Annotated in this window: 17 protein-coding genes; 7 read left to right on the forward strand and 10 right to left on the reverse strand. The window is 70.5% G+C overall.

Annotated features, from left to right (window positions below):
* Nucleotides 1-42: 42 nt before the first annotated feature.
* Both BFN33_RS43325 and BFN33_RS43330 read right to left on the reverse strand, forming a co-directional pair.
* Nucleotides 43-741 carry a hypothetical protein gene (locus BFN33_RS43325; RefSeq protein ID WP_069765718.1) on the reverse strand — a complete coding sequence of 233 codons (699 nt, stop codon included), beginning with the start codon at nt 739-741 and terminating at the stop codon, nt 43-45.
* A 1-nt stretch (nt 742) separates the two neighbouring features.
* Nucleotides 743-1,264 carry a sigma-70 family RNA polymerase sigma factor gene (locus BFN33_RS43330; protein WP_069765719.1) on the reverse strand — a complete coding sequence of 174 codons (522 nt, stop codon included), beginning with the start codon at nt 1,262-1,264 and terminating at the stop codon, nt 743-745.
* A gap of 206 nt (nt 1,265-1,470) precedes the next feature.
* Here BFN33_RS43330 and BFN33_RS43335 point away from each other — a divergent pair, with 206 nt between their 5' ends.
* Nucleotides 1,471-2,487: an aspartate-semialdehyde dehydrogenase gene (locus BFN33_RS43335; RefSeq protein WP_069765720.1), complete on the forward strand. Its 1,017-nt coding sequence runs from the start codon at nt 1,471-1,473 to the stop codon at nt 2,485-2,487.
* Here the strand turns inward: BFN33_RS43335 and BFN33_RS43340 are convergent.
* The gene (locus BFN33_RS43340; protein WP_069765721.1) at nt 2,484-2,963 is read right to left on the reverse strand and encodes a DUF1203 domain-containing protein; all 480 of its coding nucleotides are present in this window, start codon (nt 2,961-2,963) and stop codon (nt 2,484-2,486) included. The genes BFN33_RS43335 and BFN33_RS43340 overlap by 4 nt on opposite strands.
* Before the next feature lie 143 nt (nt 2,964-3,106).
* Between BFN33_RS43340 and pepN the strand changes: the two genes are divergently transcribed.
* Nucleotides 3,107-5,683 (forward strand): aminopeptidase N, encoded by a 2,577-nt coding sequence (gene pepN, locus BFN33_RS43345; RefSeq protein WP_069765722.1) that lies wholly within the window; start codon nt 3,107-3,109, stop codon nt 5,681-5,683.
* A 333-nt stretch (nt 5,684-6,016) separates the two neighbouring features.
* On the opposite strand, the gene BFN33_RS43350 is transcribed toward pepN, so the two are convergent.
* The 3 genes from BFN33_RS43350 to BFN33_RS43360 form a co-directional block, all read right to left on the reverse strand.
* Nucleotides 6,017-7,264 (reverse strand): M14 family zinc carboxypeptidase, encoded by a 1,248-nt coding sequence (locus tag BFN33_RS43350; RefSeq protein ID WP_069765723.1) that lies wholly within the window; start codon nt 7,262-7,264, stop codon nt 6,017-6,019.
* Nucleotides 7,265-7,367: 103 nt separating this feature from the next.
* Nucleotides 7,368-8,126, reverse strand: a complete 759-nt coding sequence (locus BFN33_RS43355; protein ID WP_069765724.1) for an SDR family NAD(P)-dependent oxidoreductase — start codon at nt 8,124-8,126, stop codon at nt 7,368-7,370.
* A gap of 77 nt (nt 8,127-8,203) precedes the next feature.
* A complete protein-coding gene (locus tag BFN33_RS43360) occupies nt 8,204-9,514 on the reverse strand; it encodes a sigma-70 family RNA polymerase sigma factor (RefSeq protein WP_069765725.1) in 1,311 nt (436 codons plus the stop codon).
* Nucleotides 9,515-9,912: 398 nt separating this feature from the next.
* Between BFN33_RS43360 and BFN33_RS50825 the strand changes: the two genes are divergently transcribed.
* The 4 genes from BFN33_RS50825 (at nt 9,913) to BFN33_RS43375 (ending at nt 13,217) form a co-directional block, all read left to right on the forward strand.
* A complete protein-coding gene (locus tag BFN33_RS50825; RefSeq protein WP_256123028.1) occupies nt 9,913-10,035 on the forward strand; it encodes a hypothetical protein in 123 nt (40 codons plus the stop codon).
* Between the two features lie 69 nt (nt 10,036-10,104).
* Entirely contained in the window at nt 10,105-10,734 is a 630-nt protein-coding gene (locus tag BFN33_RS43365; protein WP_069765726.1) for a hypothetical protein, read from the forward strand.
* 59 nt (nt 10,735-10,793) lie between these two features.
* Complete coding sequence (locus BFN33_RS43370) at nt 10,794-11,492, forward strand: hypothetical protein (protein WP_069765727.1); 699 nt, start codon at nt 10,794-10,796, stop codon at nt 11,490-11,492.
* A 3-nt stretch (nt 11,493-11,495) separates the two neighbouring features.
* Nucleotides 11,496-13,217: a hypothetical protein gene (locus BFN33_RS43375; RefSeq protein ID WP_069765728.1), complete on the forward strand. Its 1,722-nt coding sequence runs from the start codon at nt 11,496-11,498 to the stop codon at nt 13,215-13,217.
* Here BFN33_RS43375 and BFN33_RS43380 read toward each other — a convergent pair.
* The 3 genes from BFN33_RS43380 to BFN33_RS43390 form a co-directional block, all read right to left on the reverse strand.
* Nucleotides 13,189-13,602 carry an NUDIX hydrolase gene (locus tag BFN33_RS43380; protein WP_069765729.1) on the reverse strand — a complete coding sequence of 138 codons (414 nt, stop codon included), beginning with the start codon at nt 13,600-13,602 and terminating at the stop codon, nt 13,189-13,191. The genes BFN33_RS43375 and BFN33_RS43380 overlap by 29 nt on opposite strands.
* The gene (locus BFN33_RS43385; protein WP_176742617.1) at nt 13,599-14,480 is read right to left on the reverse strand and encodes a radical SAM protein; all 882 of its coding nucleotides are present in this window, start codon (nt 14,478-14,480) and stop codon (nt 13,599-13,601) included. Before BFN33_RS43385 ends, BFN33_RS43380 begins: the two co-directional genes overlap by 4 nt.
* A gap of 160 nt (nt 14,481-14,640) precedes the next feature.
* Nucleotides 14,641-16,074 (reverse strand): FAD-dependent monooxygenase, encoded by a 1,434-nt coding sequence (locus tag BFN33_RS43390; protein ID WP_069765731.1) that lies wholly within the window; start codon nt 16,072-16,074, stop codon nt 14,641-14,643.
* Between the two features lie 117 nt (nt 16,075-16,191).
* Between BFN33_RS43390 and BFN33_RS43395 the strand changes: the two genes are divergently transcribed.
* On the forward strand, nt 16,192-16,785 hold the full coding sequence (locus BFN33_RS43395; protein WP_069765732.1) for a TetR family transcriptional regulator: 594 nt from the start codon (nt 16,192-16,194) through the stop codon (nt 16,783-16,785).
* A gap of 82 nt (nt 16,786-16,867) precedes the next feature.
* Here BFN33_RS43395 and BFN33_RS43400 read toward each other — a convergent pair whose 3' ends face one another.
* A complete protein-coding gene (locus tag BFN33_RS43400) occupies nt 16,868-17,152 on the reverse strand; it encodes a hypothetical protein (protein WP_069765733.1) in 285 nt (94 codons plus the stop codon).
* Between the last annotated feature and the right edge of the window lie 14 nt (nt 17,153-17,166).

Genomic DNA, 17,166 nt, shown 5'->3' on the forward strand with positions numbered 1-17,166 from the left:
CGAGGGGCGGGCGTCCGATGGGCGCCCGCCCTTTCTCGTGCCCTAGCAGGTGAGCCCGCGCGAGGCCGGGAGCGAGGCGGTGATCCACGCCCGCTCTCGGGCGATCTCCTGCTCCCCGACCGCCCAGTGGTCGGGGGTGGTCGGGGACCCCTGGGGCGTGCCGAACAGGACACGGGTGCCCTTGGCCAGGGGTTCAGGCAGGTCGTACTCGCTGATCACATAGGTGAGGTCCTCGACTCCGAGGGTCGGCTTGTAGTAGTGGGTGACATGCACGGTGACCTGCAGTTCTCCGGTGGCGGGGAGCTCCTTGACCGCGGTGACCTCGCCCTCGGCGACCGTGGTGGCGCAGGCCAGGTAGGGCGGGCTGCCGAAGCGGACGCCGGCCTCTGCCTTGGAGGACCCCGAGTCGGCCGAGCTCAGGCTGTCCGCACCGCCGTGACCGAGGAGCCAGCCGAGGCCGGTGACCGCACTCGCGACGGCGGCCACCGCGAGGGTGCCGAAGGCGAAGGTGCGGGCGCGATGCCGGGCCCGGGAGGGTCGTGGGGAAACGGGTTTCGGGGCCGGTGCGGGCTCCGTCAGGGTCTCGCCGATGATCCGCAGCTGCTCGCGCAGAAGGGCGACATCGTCCTGGGCCGAGCGGTGCTCGGCGAGGAAGGCCGGGTCGGCGGCGGCGCCCTCGGGCAGCGGTGCGTCGGTGATGGCTGCCATCAAGGCGTCGGGACCGTCGTGTTCCGCGGTCATCTCACACCACCTCGTCCTCGTGCAGGCGGGCGCGCAGGGCCCGGACCGCCGTGTGCAGGCGGCTCTTGACGGTGCCCTCCGGGACGCCCAGCTCCTGGGCGATCGAACGCACCGGCAGGTCGGCGAAGAACCGCAGCACGAGGACCTGGCGCTGCTGGTCGGGCAGCTCGTCCAGGCCCTGCGCGACGGCGAGGGAGAGCACGCTGGTGTCCTCCCCTGAGGGGTGCTCGTGCTGGCGCAGTGAGGCCAGCCGCTCCCCCAGCCGCTCCTGGCGCTTCTTGGCCCGGTGCCAGTCCATGGCGAGGTTGGAGGCGACGACCGCGGCCCACGCGGACACGTCCCGTGGCGCCTCGAACCCCTTCGCCGCCCGCTCCAGCAACCGCAGGCGGACCTGCTGCACCCCGTCCGGCAGGTCCGCCTGCGGCACCCCGCCCAGGGCGAGCACGGCCCGCACCCGGCGTTCCTGCGCCGCGTCCAGAGGATCGTCCTCCTCCTGGACCCGGCGAGCCCTTCTGCGCAGCACAAGCCACCCCCTCACCGCGTTTCCTCTACGACGCCGCAGCGCACGGAAACGTTCGGCCGATCCCGCGGAAAGTCACTGAGAGGTGTACCTCACACCGGCCGGCAGTCCATTCCTCGGGCATGGAGCGCAAAGAATTGGACAGGGAGACCCGGGTCGGCCGCATGATGGAAAAGCCTCGGTCAAGTGTGAAGAGATAGGGAGTCGCCGTGAGGGTCGGAATCGTCGGAGCCACCGGACAGGTCGGCACGGTCATGCGCAGGATCCTCAAGGAGCGCGCCTTCCCGGTCACGGAGCTGCGCCTGTTCGCCTCCGCGCGCTCGGCGGGGTCGGTCCTGGACGGTGTGACGGTGGAGGACGCGTCGACGGCCGACTACTCCGGCCTGGACATCGTGCTGTTCTCGGCGGGCGGCGCGACCTCGAAGGCGCTGGCCGAAAAGGTCGCCTCGCAGGGCGCGGTGGTGATCGACAACTCCTCGGCCTGGCGCAAGGACCCCGAGGTCCCGCTGGTCGTCTCCGAGGTGAACCCGCACGCGATCACGGACCGCCCCAAGGGGATCATCGCCAACCCGAACTGCACCACCATGGCCGCGATGCCGGTCCTGAAGGTGCTGGACACGGAGGCGGGCCTGCAGACGCTTATCGCCACCACCTATCAGGCGGTGTCCGGCTCGGGCCTCGCGGGCGTGGCGGAGCTGCACGGCCAGGTGCAGAAGGTCGCCGCCGACGCGGACAAGCTCACCCACGACGGCGGGGCGGTCGACTTCCCCGAGCCGCAGGTCTACAAGCGCCCCATCGCCTTCAACGTCCTGCCCTTCGCGGGCAACCTCGTCGAGGACGGCCTGAACGAGACCGACGAGGAGCAGAAGCTCCGCAACGAGTCCCGCAAGATCCTGGAGCTCCCCGAGCTGAAGGTCTCCGGCACCTGTGTGCGCGTCCCGGTCTTCTCCGGCCACTCCCTCCAGGTCAACGCCCGCTTCGCCCGCCCCATCAGCCCGGAGCGCGCGACGGAGATCCTGGCGGGCGCCCCCGGCGTGACCCTCTCGGACATCCCGACCCCTCTGCAGGCCGCCGGCCAGGACGCCTCCTTCGTCGGCCGCATCCGCCGCGACGAGACGGTCGAACACGGCCTCGCTCTCTTCATCTCCAACGACAACCTCCGCAAGGGCGCCGCGCTGAACGCGGTCCAGATCGCGGAGCTGGTCGCGGCGGAGCTCAAGGGCTAGGCGGAGGGCCTGCGCACCTCGTAGAGGAAACAGCCGTACTCGACGGCCCGGACGTGGACGAGCGCCACGGACGGGTCGTCGAACGCGTTCCGGAAGGCGTCGTCGCCGACGGCCTCCACCAGCCGGCCGCCCAGGATGTGCCCGTCGGCGGAGTAGCGGCGCACGGTCCGGTGCGCGTCGGCGAAGGGGTGGCCGTCGCCTGCCGTCGGCCCCGCGCACTCCTCGGCGTGGACGAAGACGGGGCCCTGCTCGTCGTACGCCCCCGGCCGCGCGCCCGTCTCGGCCGCCCAGCGGCGCAGGGGGGCGTAGGAGACGAGGGCGATCCGCTCGCCGGGCTCGCTGCGGCGCAGACAGCAGCGCAGCGGCGCCCCGCCCTCCTCGTCGGTGAACGGGGCCGGGGGGCGGCCGGCGTCGTCGGCGGTGCGGAGCTCCTTGAGGACCCGCGGTTCGACGGGGCGTGCGGTGTAGGTCGTCATGGGGACCAGGCTGGCGCGGGCACGCGCGGACGACCGGCGGAATACGGACCTGGTGTTCGGGGTGGGCTGCGCCTCCCGGCGACGCGCGTCACATGGAAGGATGACCGAACCGCCGAACCTAGACATAACGAGGAGATGAACGCGTGCCTGGCACAAACCTGACTCGCGACGAAGCTCGGCAGCGGGCGACGCTGCTCAGCGTCGAGTCCTACGAGATCGATCTCGACCTCTCCGGCGCGCAGGAGGGCGGTACCTACCGGTCCGTGACGACGGTGCGCTTCGACGTCACCGAGAACGGCGCCGAGTCCTTCATCGACCTGGTGGCCCCCACGGTCCACGAGGTGACGCTGAACGGGGACGCCCTCGACCCGGCGGAGGTCTTCGCGGACTCCCGTATCGCCCTGCCGGGTCTGCTGGAGGGCCGCAACATCCTGCGGGTCGTCGCCGACGCCGCGTACACCAACACCGGTGAGGGCCTGCACCGCTTCGTCGACCCGGTCGACCAGCAGGCCTATCTGTACACCCAGTTCGAGGTGCCGGACGCCCGCCGCGTCTTCGCGTCCTTCGAGCAGCCGGACCTGAAGGCCACCTTCCAGTTCACCGTGAAGGCGCCGACCGGCTGGACGGTCGTCTCCAACTCGCCGACGCCGGAGCCGAAGGACGACGTCTGGGTCTTCGAGCCGACCCCGCGGATCTCGTCGTACATCACGGCCCTGATCGTGGGTCCGTACCACTCCGTGCACAGCGTGTACGAGAAGAACGGCCAGTCCGTGCCCCTCGGCATCTACTGCCGCCCCTCGCTCGCCGAACACCTCGACTCGGACGCCATCTTCGAGGTGACCCGGCAGGGCTTCGAGTGGTTCCAGGAGAAGTTCGACTACGCGTACCCGTTCAAGAAGTACGACCAGCTGTTCGTGCCGGAGTTCAACGCGGGCGCGATGGAGAACGCCGGCGCGGTGACCATCCGCGACCAGTACGTCTTCCGGTCCAAGGTGACCGACGCCGCGTACGAGACGCGCGCCGAGACCATCCTCCACGAGCTGGCCCACATGTGGTTCGGCGACCTGGTCACCATGGAGTGGTGGAACGACCTGTGGCTGAACGAGTCGTTCGCCACCTACACCTCCATCGCCTGCCAGGCGTACGCCCCGGACAGCCGGTGGCCGCACTCCTGGACCACGTTCGCCAACTCCATGAAGACGTGGGCGTACCGCCAGGACCAGCTGCCGTCCACGCACCCGATCATGGCCGAGATCCGTGACCTGGACGACGTGCTGGTCAACTTCGACGGCATCACGTACGCGAAGGGGGCGTCCGTCCTCAAGCAGCTCGTCGCCTACGTCGGTGAGGACGAGTTCTTCGGCGGAGTGCAGGCGTACTTCAAGCGCCACGCGTTCGGCAACACCCGCCTGTCCGACCTGCTGGGCGCGCTGGAGGAGACCTCCGGGCGTGACCTCGGGAACTGGTCGCAGAAGTGGCTGCAGACGGCGGGCATCAACATCCTGCGCCCGGAGATCGAGACGGACGCGGACGGTGTCATCACCTCGTTCGCCATCCGTCAGGAGGCCCCGGCCCTGCCCGCCGGCGCCAAGGGCGAGCCGACGCTCCGTCCGCACCGGATCGCAGTCGGTCTGTACGAGCTCGACGGCGACAGCGGCAAGCTGGTGCGTGACGAGCGCGTCGAACTGGACGTCGACGGCGAGCTGACGGCCGTGTCGCAGCTGGTCGGCAAGCGCCGTCCGGCGGTCGTGCTCCTCAACGACGACGACCTGTCGTACGCCAAGGTCCGCCTCGACGAGCAGTCGCTGGCCTTCGTGACCGAGCACCTCGGCGACTTCGAGTCCTCGCTGCCGCGCGCGCTGTGCTGGGCGTCGGCGTGGGACATGACGAGGGACGCGGAGCTCGCGACCCGCGACTACCTCGCCCTGGTCCTCTCCGGTATCGGCAAGGAGTCCGACATCGGTGTCGTGCAGTCGCTGCACCGGCAGGTGAAGCTGGCGATCGAGCTGTACGCCGCCCCCACCGCCCGTGAGGCCCTGCTGACCCGCTGGACCGACGCCACGCTGGCCCATCTGCGGTCCGCGGCGGCGGGCAGCGACCACCAGCTGGCGTGGGCGCGGGCGTTCGCGGCCACGGCCCGTACGCCGGAGCAGCTGGACCTCCTGGAGGGGCTGCTCGGCGGATCGCAGGTCGTCGAGGGCCTGGCCGTCGACACCGAGCTGCGCTGGGCGTTCGTCCAGCGGCTGGCCGCCGTGGGCCGCTACGACGAGTCGGAGATCGCCGGCGAGTACGAGCGGGACAAGACGGCGGCGGGCGAGCGCCATGCGGCGACCGCCCGTGCCTCGCGGCCGACCGAGGAGGCGAAGTCGGAGGCCTGGGCACAGGTCGTCGAGTCCGACAAGCTGCCCAACGCCGTCCAGGAGGCCGTCATCGGAGGCTTCGTCCAGACCGATCAGCGTGAGCTGCTCGCGCCGTACATGGACAAGTACTTCGAGGTGGTCAAGGACATCTGGGAGTCCCGCTCGCACGAGATCGCCCAGCAGATCGCGGTCGGCCTCTACCCGTCGCTCCAGGTCTCCCGGGAGACCCTGGACAAGACGGACGCCTGGCTGGCCTCGGCCGAGCCCAACGCGGCCCTGCGGCGGCTCGTCTCCGAGTCCCGCGCGGGCGTGGAGCGGGCACTGAAGGCCCAGGCCGCGGACGCGGCGGCCGGACAGTAGGACACGGCGGGAGGCGGGTGGCCCCGGTCATCCGCCTCCCCCGCACACCAGATCAGCCGGGCCATGCTGAGCATCGTCCGCACGGGCAAGCCGGGCGGTGCTCAGCGTCGTCCGCACAGGCAACCCTCCGTGCCCAGCACCGTCCGCACACGCAACCCCGGCCGTCCTCAGCCTCCCCCGCACAGCAGCCGGGCCGTGTGCAGCATCGTCCGCACGTGCAGGCCGACCGTGCCCAGCACCGTCCGCACACGCAACCCGACCGTGCCCAGCACCATCCGCATACGCAACCCCGGCCGTCCTCAGCGCCGTCCGCATACGCAACCCCGGCCGTCCTCAGCCTCCCCCGCACACCAGCCTGGCCGTGTGCAGCATCGTCCGTACATGCAGGCCGGTCTGTACGGCCACCGGTATCCACCGCAGGTCGTACGTCTTCTCCAGTTCCCGGCTCCACTCGCGGACCAGGTCGTCGAGGATCTCGGCGGCCCGGGGATCGGTGCGGGCCAGGGCGCGGCTCGCCATCGCGGCCACCCTGAGCGGGATACGGCGGGCCGAGATGCCCCGGGCCGCGAAGTAGCCGTGGAAACGCCCGGGCGGCTCCGCGGCCCAGCCCGCCACGATCGACGGCGCCACGTCGAGGAGTTCACGCGCGGCGTCCCGCAGCGGCGCGAGATCCTCCGGTACGGCCGCGTCGAGCCGTGTCCCGAGCACGGCCGCGAGCTCCTGGCTCCGGCCCAGCAGCACCTCGCCCAGCCGGGCGATCTCGCGGTCCGGGTAGGTGACGGGCCGGGCGTCGCTCACCGAGGGCACGGCCCAGGCGGGGGACTCGATCAGGGTGGTCAGGGTGCCGTGGCGGCGGGGATGGAGCCAGGTGCTCTCGGCGACGAACCCGCTCGGGTCACGTTCACCCTCGCCGTGGCCGTCGGGCAGCACCAGCACGCCGGGCGGGTCCAGCCGCCAGTCGGGGCCGTCGACGGGGTGGCGGTCGACGGGGACACGCAGCCGCGCCGCCGTGTCCCGGAAGGCATCCGCGGCCCCCGGTACCTCCCGCGTCATCATCACGAAGGCGCCGCCGAACTCGATGCCGTGCAGGGTGAACTGGGCGACCGGCCGCAGCTCGTCGAGGAGCCGGACCAGGGCGGCCGACTCGGGGAGCGGTCTGCCGGGCGGCAGGGGCAGGGACTCCGGCTGGCGGGCGAACGCGGGCCGGTAGAAGTACCGGTGACACTCCGTCAGTGACGGCTCCGGCTCCTCCGGCTGCCAGCCGTGCGCGAGCTGTGCCCCGTCGGGGTCGAGGCAGAGCAGGAAGTGCCAGGTGCAGCCGAGGGGTTCGAGCAGTCCGGGCCGGCGGGCGAACAGGGCGGCGAGCCGCAACGCCGAGGCCCCGCCCACCGGTTCGTTGGCGTGGGCGCCTGCGACGGAGAGGATGTGGCGGTCTCCGTGTCCGGCGGACAGCAGCCACAGCGGGCGCCCCGCCCGGCTCTCCCCGACCTGGCCGAGCCGCAACAGGCCGGGGGCGGCACGGGCCAGCGTGCGGGCCCTTCGCTCCAGTTCGTCGACTGCCGGATAGAGCGAAGTCCGCACGCCGGTCCTCCGAAGGCTGGTGGTCCGATCAAGCACCCTGAGAATTACTGTCCCCAGTGGTCTCTTTCTTGTCCAGCGGGCGAATCACGATCTTTGTCCTCCGTCAGACGCTGACCATCCCGCCGGTGGCGTTGACGAACGTGCCGGTGATGCCGCCCGCGTGGTCCGAGGCGAGGAACACGGCGGTCGCGGCGACCTCGGCGAGGGTGGGGTTGCGGCGGGTCAGGCGCATCCCGGCGAGATGCTCGACGATGCCCTGGACGGCGCTCTCGTCGATGGCCGGGTTGACCGCGGCGAGCTTCTCCACGGTGAACGTCTCCGGCACCCCGGCCACCCACAGCCCCACCGCCCGCACCCCGCTCGGCCCCAACTCGATCGCCAGGTTGCGCACGAGCGTGTCGATCGCCCCGTCCGCGGGCCCGGTGCCGCCCATCATCGGACTGCCGTGCGCGGAACCGCTGTTGAGGGCGAGGATCACACCGGAACCCCGTGCGGCCATCCGGCGTCCCGCGGCGCGGGCGGTGAGGAAGTTGGCGCGCAGACCGTCGGTGACCGGTCGCAGGAAGTCCTCGGCGGGCATGTCGACCAGCGGCGCGCCCTGCACATCGCCGCGTGTGACGAGGTTGATGGAGATGTCGATGTCCCCGACCCGCTCGGCGTGCGCCTCCACGGCCGCCTCGTCCAGCGCGTCCACGACGGCGACCTCGGCGTCCTTGATGTCGGCGGCCACGGCCTCCAGGGTCCGCCGGGTCCGGCCGACGAGGTGGACCCTCGCGCCCTGCTCGGCGAAGGCACGGGCGACGGCCCCGCCGATGGAACCGCCGGCGCCGTAGACGATCGCGGTCTTGTCGGTCAGCAGCATGATGAGCTCCTCGGAAGTGGTTCGTACGTGACGTTCATGCAGACGTATGACTCCGCGGATGCTCATCGGCCGGAAGGTCACAGCCGCAGCGGAAGCCCGAACGCGGGAAAGAGATGCGGTTCGAACGAAGTGATCTCCGCGATGCGGTCGCCCGGTCCTGCCGTGTCGAAGCGCAGCACGTCCAGGACCTGGGCGCGGTAGACACTGGTCCCGGGTCGGCGGACGTAATTGCCCACCGCGAGCTGTCCGTTGGCGCGGGCGGGCAGGCTGCGCCAGTGGCCGAGGAAGGCCGGTGAGGCGGGGTCGAGGCTGACGCGCACGAAGTCGACGAGCGCGTCCCGGCCGGTGAACCAGAACGGGTTGGGCGGCATGGTGAGGACGACGTCCTCGGTGAGCAGCGCGGCCATCGCGTCGAGGTCGAGACGCTCGACGGCGGCCATGTACCGCTCCAGCACGGCCTGTTGCTCTCCGGTCGGGGCCGCGGGCCGCCAGTCGGCGCGCTCGCGGGGCAGGTGCGCGCGCAGGGCCGGCCGGGCCCGCTGAAGTGCGCTGTTGACCGAGGCCACGGTCATCTCCAGGGCCTCGGCGGTCTCCGCGGCGGTCAGTCCGAGCGCGTCCCGCAGGATGAGGGCGGCCCGCTGCCGGGCGGGCAGATGCTGGATCGCGGCCAGGAGGACGAGTTCCAGGGTCTCCCGGGAGACTGCGGAGTTCTCCGGCAACTCCCCTTCGTCGACCGGCAGTTCGTCGTCGGGATAGGGCTGCAGCCAGGTGATGCGGGCGGGCGGTTCCCCGCCACCGTGGTTCATCCCCGGCACCGGCTCGTAGCGCTGCGGGCGGCGCGCGGTCCGCCGTAGATGATCCAGGCAGGCGTTGGTGGCGATCCGGTAGAGCCAGGTCCGCGCGCTCGCCCGGCCCTGGAACCCGCCCCGGGCCCGCCAGGCCCGCAGGAAGGTCTCCTGCACGAGGTCCTCCGCCTCGTCGTACGACCCCGTCATGCGGTAGCAGTGCACCTGGATCTCACGGCGGTACTGCTCGGTGAGGGCGGCGAAGTCGGTTTCGGCGAGTTGCGTCACGGCGGCGGGTGTGACGGAATTCCCGGACTCCTGGCTGGTGTCGCGTGCGGTACGGGCCACGCGCCTCAACCGTGCGACGGAGGCGGACAGTTCGGCGACGGTCGAGTAAAGGGTGTCGGCGGGTTGCGGTGCCAGCCGTCCGGCCTGCCGCCCGATGTCGTCGATGAGTCCCTGCACGGTGAGGCCTTCTGGCTGCCGCCGTTCCCGGTATGCCTTCTGCCGACAGGCGGCGGAGCAGTACACGGAGCCGCGGCCCGTACGTCCGGCCCGAGCTGCGAGCGGCTTCCCGCACACCGGACAGACGTCTTCGGGCACGTGCGCCTCCGGGAGTTGCGTAACGCGGGATCGGGGTGACGCTATAACGCCCCCGGCGCCACCCGCAGCGCTTCCCCAAGGTCATGGCGGCCGGACCGGTCAGGTCAGCCGAAGCGCCTGGCCGCCGGACGCTCTCAGCGGGGCCCCCACGACCGGCGGGCAGCGGGTCGCGTCCCCAACCGGCGGCGCTTCCAGCACCCCTAGGTCACGCCACGGGACCCGTCAGCCCTGCCGCAACGCCGGACCCGCCACGTCAGCCGAAGCCCCTCGGCGGTTGCCCACAGCGGGGCCGCACCCCCGACCCGCGGCGCTTCCAGCTTCCTGCGCCCTCACGGCACCGGCCCCGTCAGCCCTGCCGCAACGCCGGACCCGCCACGTCAGCCGAAGCCTCTCGGCGGTTGCCCACAGCGGGGCCGAACGTCCAGACGGCGGCCCTGTCCACCCTCGACGACGAACAGGCCGACCAACTGGCCGACCTGTTGCGGAAGTTGCTGGAAGGAACCCAGAACTCACCGGAGTGACCGGCCCTCCCGGAGACGCACGACGCCGTAGCAGTTCCGTCCGCCCCGCCCCCACCTCATCATGACGGCGTGCGCATCACACCGGCAGAGGCCGCGATCATCGGTACGTCACTGGGCGCGACGGCCACCCTCAGCGCGGCCTGGATCACCCAGCGGGCGACGTCCAGACGCGAGCGGGAACGGCGGCTCTGGGACCGCCGGGTGGCCACGTACGACGACCTCATGAGCACCGTCCACACCTACGCCCAGCTCCGCGCCCACACCCGGCGCAGCTTCGACCTCCCGGAACTGGAAGGCGTGCGCAGCGAGGCCCTGCACTCCGCGGCCGCGTTGGCGGCACGCATCGAGCTCTACAGTTCCGAGCGGCTCCGCGAGGCCTGCGAGACGTCGTTCGACGGAATGCAGCGGTGGCTGGAGGCCTGGGAGGAGTGGCATGAGCAGGGCGCCGCCGTCCGTCTCCCCAGCCAGGCCGACGGCCTGTGGAAGAAGTTCACCAAACGCGTCGAGGAGGCGGAGGAGGCCGACAGCGAACTCCTCGCACTGCTGCTGGCCGACATCCACGGCGAACGACGGAGATCCAGACGGTTACCAGCCGGCCGATTCCTCGGAATCAAACTGAGTGTGACCACATCCGGCTCCTCCGCCTCAGGGGAAACAGTCATCGGGAAGAAGGCGTCGCGGAAACCTGATCGCGGTTAACGTTCTTCGTTCCGGGTCAGACTTCTGGAACGCGCGGCGGAACAGACGGGGGGCCGGACATGGCGCGGGACGAGCATTTGATCGAGTTATATCTCGCGGGCAGGCGCATCGCGTCCGGCCTGCGTATCGCACGGCCCTTCGCGCTGACGACCGCCCACGCGCTCGGGCCGGACGTCCTCACGACGAAGCCGCTCCTGCATCTGCGGGACGGAACACCCGCGCACATCCTCTGGGGCAACACACCGTCGGACCTCGCCCTGCTCAGACTCGAACTGAACGGCACCACGGGCCCGTTGGCGACGACCGCCTTCGGCGAGGCGCACGAGGGGCAGTCCTGGCGGGCGACCGTCTCCGTCGACCCCAAGCCCCTGACGGGCAGCGTCGTCGAACCGGAGGCCGTCTACCACGACAGTCCCCACCTCACGGTGACGGCCCTGCGGCTGCGCTGCGAGCGCGTCCTGCGCGACCCGGCGGCCTACGCCGGCAGCCCGATCGAGGAGACCCGCCAGGACCCGCCCGTCGTCCTCGGTCTGCTGGTGAAACCCCGGGACGCCTCTCCCCGCGAGAGCGACGAGGCGTTCGCCATTTCCGTGACGGAGGCGCTCAGGCTGTTCAACGACGTCACCGGTGGCAAGAAGGCGGAAAAGCGCACCCGGGCCAATCAGGTTCTGCACGACAGGGGATATGGAAGTGTGCGCCCGCGCTGGACGAGGACCGAGCCGAACAGGCGCGCACGGCGTCCGTCAGAAGGAAACTGATCGATGAGCGAAATCGGTGACCTCGACGAAGCGATATCGATCGCCGAGGAAAAGGCGGAACACGAGGACGACGGCACGGAATCGCAGTCCGCCGCGCGGGAATCCGAAGCGGCGCTCATCAGCTACGTGGACCGGCTGCGCAGCGGACAGGCCGTGTGGGAGGACGAACCGGAGCGGATCGCCCGCTACGCCCACCTGGTCGAACTGCTGCTGGCGCTCGGCCTCGACAAGGCCGCGATGGACCTGACCGACACGACACTGCGGGCCATGCGGCTCTCCGAGATCGACCAGGTCGTCTACCGGGAGCCCGAACTCTGGAACCACCTCGGCTCCCTGCTCGCCGAACAGGGTGACCTGGTGCGGGCCATGGCCGTACTGGACTGCGCGCTCACCCGCGCCCACGAGTACGAGACCTACGAAGTCCCGGCCATCCTGGCCAACCTGAGCGTCGTGAGCCTTCAGCTGGGCGATCCGGACGCGGCCGCGATCTGGGCCAACAAGGCGCTCGACTCGCTCAAGTACGAACAGGACAAGGATCTGGAGACCCGGCTGACCGCCGACCGGGTCCGCCTCGACCTCGCCAGGGCGTCCGGTGACGAACAGGAACTGCACAACGCGGTCGACAGTTTCGACCAGTCGGTGACCCGGTTCGTCGAGAGCGAGGGCGGCGATCACGCCCGGGCCCTCGGTGCCCGCGTCGCACTGGCCGCGGCACGCCACGACGCGGACCCGAGCCTCGAGAACCTGGCCGCCCTGGAACTCCTGTACGTGACCGCGCAGGTGACCCTCGGCCTGGAACACCGCGAGACGATCATCGCCCAGGCCACCCTCGCCGCCACGGAGTTCGCGGCGGCGGGCGGCTGGGAGGGACAGGCCAACGAACGCACGGAGGCCGCCGTGCAGGCCTTCGTCACCGCCGCCACCCGTGCCGTCGCCTCTGCCGACCTCGGCCAGGAACATCCCCAGACGCACATCCTGCAGGACGAACTCGCGGACATGCGGGCGGCCATCACTCCGGACGACGAGCTTCCGTACCACATCGAGAGGGTGTACAAGCCCCACCAGAACACCGAACGCAATGACGCGAAACGCAAGGCTCTGGAGGAGGAGACCGGCATCATCCGGCTCATCGCCCACGCCGGCGCCTCCTACTTCCTGAAGGAGACACGGCTCTTCTACGGCCGGGTCAAGGACGCGCTGGAGCGCGGGGTCCGTTTCAACGTGGTCATCAGCAGTCCGTGGAACAGTCTCGCCGCCTTCATGCCGCACGACTCCGCCGCCGAACCGGGCAACTACCAGAACATCGTGGAGCTGGTGGAGAGCAGCCCGTCGTACAACAACACCTTCCTGCCCGTGATCGAGTCGTACCAGCTGCTCAAGTCGATGTATCCGGACCTCATCGAGCTGCGGATCACCTCCCTGGACGTCAGCGGCTCGACCCTGCTCACCTCGAACGTCGGGTTCTTCGAGCCGTACATCACGTCGAATCCGCAGCGCCGGACCCGACGGGGCATGAGCGTCTTCGAAGTCGAGTTCCGCAAGGACAGCCGGTACTACGCGGACAGCCTGGAGGAGTTCCGGGCGCAGTGGGAACTCTCCAGCACCTGGAAGGAGTTCGAGACCAACCAGGAACAGCACAAGGCGGCGCTGCGGTCGGAGATGGGGGCGCTGGCCTCCGTACGCATGAGGGCGAGCGTCAGGAGGGGAGAAGTGCCCCTTCCCTGACCTTGTGCAGCACTTCCACCGAGCCCACGAACAACGGCGTCGGCAGCGCGTCCAGCGGCCAGAACTCCCAGCGTTCGCACCGGTCCGGCTCGCGCACCCCGATCTCGCCCGTGTAGTCGGGGATCTCCACACCGACCTGCATGTGATGGTTGGCCGCCGGGTCCGGGTCGGTCACACAGACGACGCGCGCGCCGCGGGCACGGACGCCGGTCTCCTCCTCGAGTTCCCTGCACGCGGCACCGGTCAGCGTCTCGCCGATCTCCAGATGCCCGCCGGGCAACCCCCAGCTGCCGGCGCCGAAGGTGTTGACCCGCAGCCCCAACAGGACGCGCCCGCCGGAGCGGACGATGGCCTGCACTCCCACGCGCACGTGTGCCGTCGTCATCGCTGCCCTCTCCGTGCTTCCGGGTATGTTCCGACGAAATTCGCGGCGTTGCTGAACGGCTGTACCAGACCGGCATGGGGCACGCCGTCGTCCCGCCCGAGGTCGAAGAAGTTGCCGAGCCGCCGTTCCTCGCCCGCGTCGACGACGACGACCTCGCAGTCGGGGTCGATGAAGAAGTAAGTACCAGCCCGGTCGGCGTTCCGGTAGACCCGAAGGGGAACGTCGCGTTCGTCGGCGGCCTCCTGGCAGCGGGCCACCACCTCTTCGAACTCCGCGTCGCCGACGGAGAGCCAACCGGCGTTGTCGGCACCGTAGTTGGTCTCCGACATCTGGTAGACCTTCCACACGTCGGGAAGACAGGAGTCCTCGATGAGATCGAGAACGCGCGGAGCTCCTGCGACATTGCGCCGGGTGACGACGGTCCCCAGCTTCACCCCGACCCGTTCGTGGTTCTTCCGCACTTCCTGCAGCAGATCGAGAACCTTTTCCCGGTGCGGCGCGACACCTTTCCGCAGTTCCCGGTGCTCCTTCTCGTCCGCCGATTCCAGCGGCAGGGCGATCGACCACAACCCCGGCAGTACGCGCTGCATGACCTTGAGCGGTGCGAGCCCGTTGGTGCTGAGCACCACCCTGGGAGGTGCTCCGCCGTCCGGCAGCGGACTGCTCAACTCCTGGACGAGGTCCCCGAGATACGGCAGGAGTGTGGGCTCGCCTCCCGAGATCACCACTCCCTGCACCCCTTCCTGCCGCAGCGTCGCGGCGATCCGGAATGCCTCCGCACGACGCATGGTGGGCATTTCGTGGCGAGGTCCGAAACAAAAAGGGCAGCTCAGATTGCATCTGCCGATCGGACGAAGATCCACGTACGGGGGGAGCACCGGGCGAATCTAACAGCGCGCCCAAGCAGCCCGCCGACAGACGCTCAAAGTGTCACCCAAGTGGTGACCATTAGGCAGCGGCGACGGGCTGAACCGCTCCCCTGAGAAGACTGCCCCAGTGCCGAAAAGGTCACACGCTCCGCGTGCACCGGCGTGCGCGTCAGCCGACGTGCGCCGTGAGGGCCGCCTCGATCTGCCGCGGCGTCGCCCCCTCCGCCGCCCACCCCACATACCCGTCGGGCCGCACCAACACAGTCGTGCGCCGTCCGCTCGCCCAGCGCTCCACCGTGAGGCGGCCCTTGTGGGCTCCCCTGTCGTCGTAGCCCTCAGGGGTGATCAGGACGAAACGGCCGCCGCGCAGGGCCTCGTAGAGGCGGCCGCCGTCCGCGAGGGCCACGTCGGGGACGCGGGTGCCGGTCAGCGGGTGGGAGCCGCGGGGGGCCGCGTACGTGTAGCCGATGCCGGTGAGCCGGCCGAGCATGCGGCGGCGGGCCGGGGTGACGTGGTCGAGGACGGTGGTGACGGTGGCGCGCAGGGCCAGTTCCCAGGGGCGCTTGGCCATCGCGAGGCGGACGATGCCGCCGCTGCTGCGCAGGACCGACCTGCCGATGGGGTGGCGTTCCACCTGGTAGGTGTCCAGCAGTTCGGGGCCCGCGTGGCCGCCCGTCACCTGGGCCAGCTTCCAACTCAGGTTCGCCGCGTCCTGGAGGCCGGTGTTCATGCCCTGGCCGCCCGCCGGGGTGTGGACGTGGGCGGCGTCGCCGGCCAGGAAGACCCGGCCCACCCGGTACGCGGGGGCCTGGCGTTCGTCGCTGTGGAAGCGGGACATCCAGCGGGCGTCGTGCATCCCGAAGTCGCGGCCCAGGGCGAGCCGGGTGACCTCCTTGATCTCGTCGAGGTCGAGAGGCTCGCTGTCGGGGACGTCGCGGGCGCGGTTCCAGGCGATGACCCGGTGGTAGCCGTCGCCGAAGGGGGCGATGAAAGCGAAGGCGTCACCCACGGCGTTGACGGTGAGCAGGGTTTCGGGCTGCTCGGCGAGACGCACGTCCGCGAGGACCACCGAGCGGATCACCGAGTGGCCGGGGAAGGGCAGCCCGATCGCGTCCCGTACGGCGCTGCGCATGCCGTCGGCACCCACGACGTATTCGGCGCGGAGGGACTCCGCGGACCCGTCCGCGCCCCTGACCTCCACCGTCACGCCGTTCCCGTCCTGGGACAGGCCCGTCACCTCGGTCTCGTACCGGAAGTCGACGCCCGCCTCCACCGCCCGCCGCTCCAGGGCCTTCTCGACCTCGTACTGCGGGAGGACCAGGAGGTGGTTGAAACGGGAGGGGAGGTCGTCGAGGTCGATGGTCAGGTGGCCGAACAGGCGCAGTTTGTCCAGGCGCTGTCCGAGCGCCTCCAGGCCGTCGGCCAGGGCCCGGGCGTCCAGCTGCTCGAGGGTGCGGGCGTGCAGGACGAAGGCGCGGGAGAGGTTGCTGATCTCGTGCGGACGCTTCTCGACGAGGGTGACGGGGACGCCGGCGGTGGCGAGGTCACCGGCCAGGAGGAGGCCGGTGGGACCGGAGCCGACGACGATCACGGTGCTGTTCATTCCGACCTCCTGGTGATTGCCAACGTTTGTTTGCCAACACTTGTTGACGAAGGTAGCGCGGCGGGCGAGGAGGGTCAACACTTGTTGGCCCACAGATGTTGGCATAGGCTCACCGGCATGAACGGCAGCAACACCGCAGACTCCGGCTCCACAGGCGTGCGTCGCCGCTCCGACGCCACCCGCACCGCGATCCTCGCCGCGGCCCGTGAGCGTTTCGCCGCCGACGGATACGAGCGCGCCACGATTCGCGCCATCGCCAAGGACGCGAGCATCGATCCGTCCATGGTGATGCGCTATTACGGCAACAAGGAGGGCCTGTTCGCGGCGGCCGTGGCCGTCGAACTGGAATTGCCGGAGCCCGGCTCACTGCCCCGGCACGACATCGGCCGCGCACTCGTGACGCGCTTCCTCGACCTGTGGGAGGAGAACGAGGTGCTCACCGCGCTGCTGCGGGTCGGCGCGACCAATCAGGCGGGGGCCGAGCGGATGCAGGGCGTCTTCCAGGAGCAGGTGATGCCGGTCGCCCTGCGGGTGTGCCCGGACCCGGAACAGGCTCCCGCGCGGGCCGCACTGGCCGCCACGCAGTTGCTGGGGCTCGCGCTGACCCGGTACGTCCTGCGGTTTCCGCCGACCGTGGCACTGACGCGCGAGGAGATCGTGGCGTGGCTCGCGCCCACAGTGCAGCGATACCTCACGGCGCCGAGCCCCTGAGAACGCGCCAGGGCGCCGGCCTCGCCCACGTACGGCCGAGGCGCGTACGTGTGGCGGGGTCGGCGCCCCGGGGAAAGTCGGGTCAGGCCTTCGACTCGGCCTTGGCCGGCTTGGTCTTGATGTTGCGGCTGGTCACCCGGTGCTCTTCCTTGGACTTGTCCAGGACCATCACCAGGCCGGCGATGACGCCGAACAGCGCGAGCGGGGCCACGACGAAGAGGCCCAGCGTCTCGATGACGCTCAGGCCCGAGCCGGGGTCGTCACCGTCGTCGCGGACCAGCGCGGAGGCGGGGGACGACATGAGCAGCATCATCAGCGTCGTACCGGCCACCAGGGCGCCGGCGCGCAGGGCGTTCTTCTTGTCCACGGAGCCAAAGTATC

It is taken from the genome of Streptomyces sp. LUP47B (genome assembly GCF_001746295.1).
Classification (GTDB): Bacteria; Actinomycetota; Actinomycetes; order Streptomycetales; family Streptomycetaceae; genus Streptomyces.

Bases quoted from the DNA above. Each gene is read 5' to 3' on its own strand.
- BFN33_RS43325 (WP_069765718.1), bottom strand. From the start codon at position 741: ATGACCGCGGAACACGACGGTCCCGACGCCTTGATGGCAGCCATCACC.
- BFN33_RS43340 (WP_069765721.1), bottom strand. From the start codon at position 2,963: ATGACGACCTACACCGCACGCCCCGTCGAACCGCGGGTCCTCAAGGAG.
- BFN33_RS43355 (WP_069765724.1), bottom strand. From the start codon at position 8,126: ATGCTGCTGACCGACAAGACCGCGATCGTCTACGGCGCCGGCGGTTCC.
- BFN33_RS43370 (WP_069765727.1), top strand. From the start codon at position 10,794: ATGGCGCGGGACGAGCATTTGATCGAGTTATATCTCGCGGGCAGGCGC.
- BFN33_RS43375 (WP_069765728.1), top strand. From the start codon at position 11,496: ATGAGCGAAATCGGTGACCTCGACGAAGCGATATCGATCGCCGAGGAA.
- BFN33_RS43380 (WP_069765729.1), bottom strand. From the start codon at position 13,602: ATGACGACGGCACACGTGCGCGTGGGAGTGCAGGCCATCGTCCGCTCC.
- BFN33_RS43390 (WP_069765731.1), bottom strand. From the start codon at position 16,074: ATGAACAGCACCGTGATCGTCGTCGGCTCCGGTCCCACCGGCCTCCTC.
- BFN33_RS43395 (WP_069765732.1), top strand. From the start codon at position 16,192: ATGAACGGCAGCAACACCGCAGACTCCGGCTCCACAGGCGTGCGTCGC.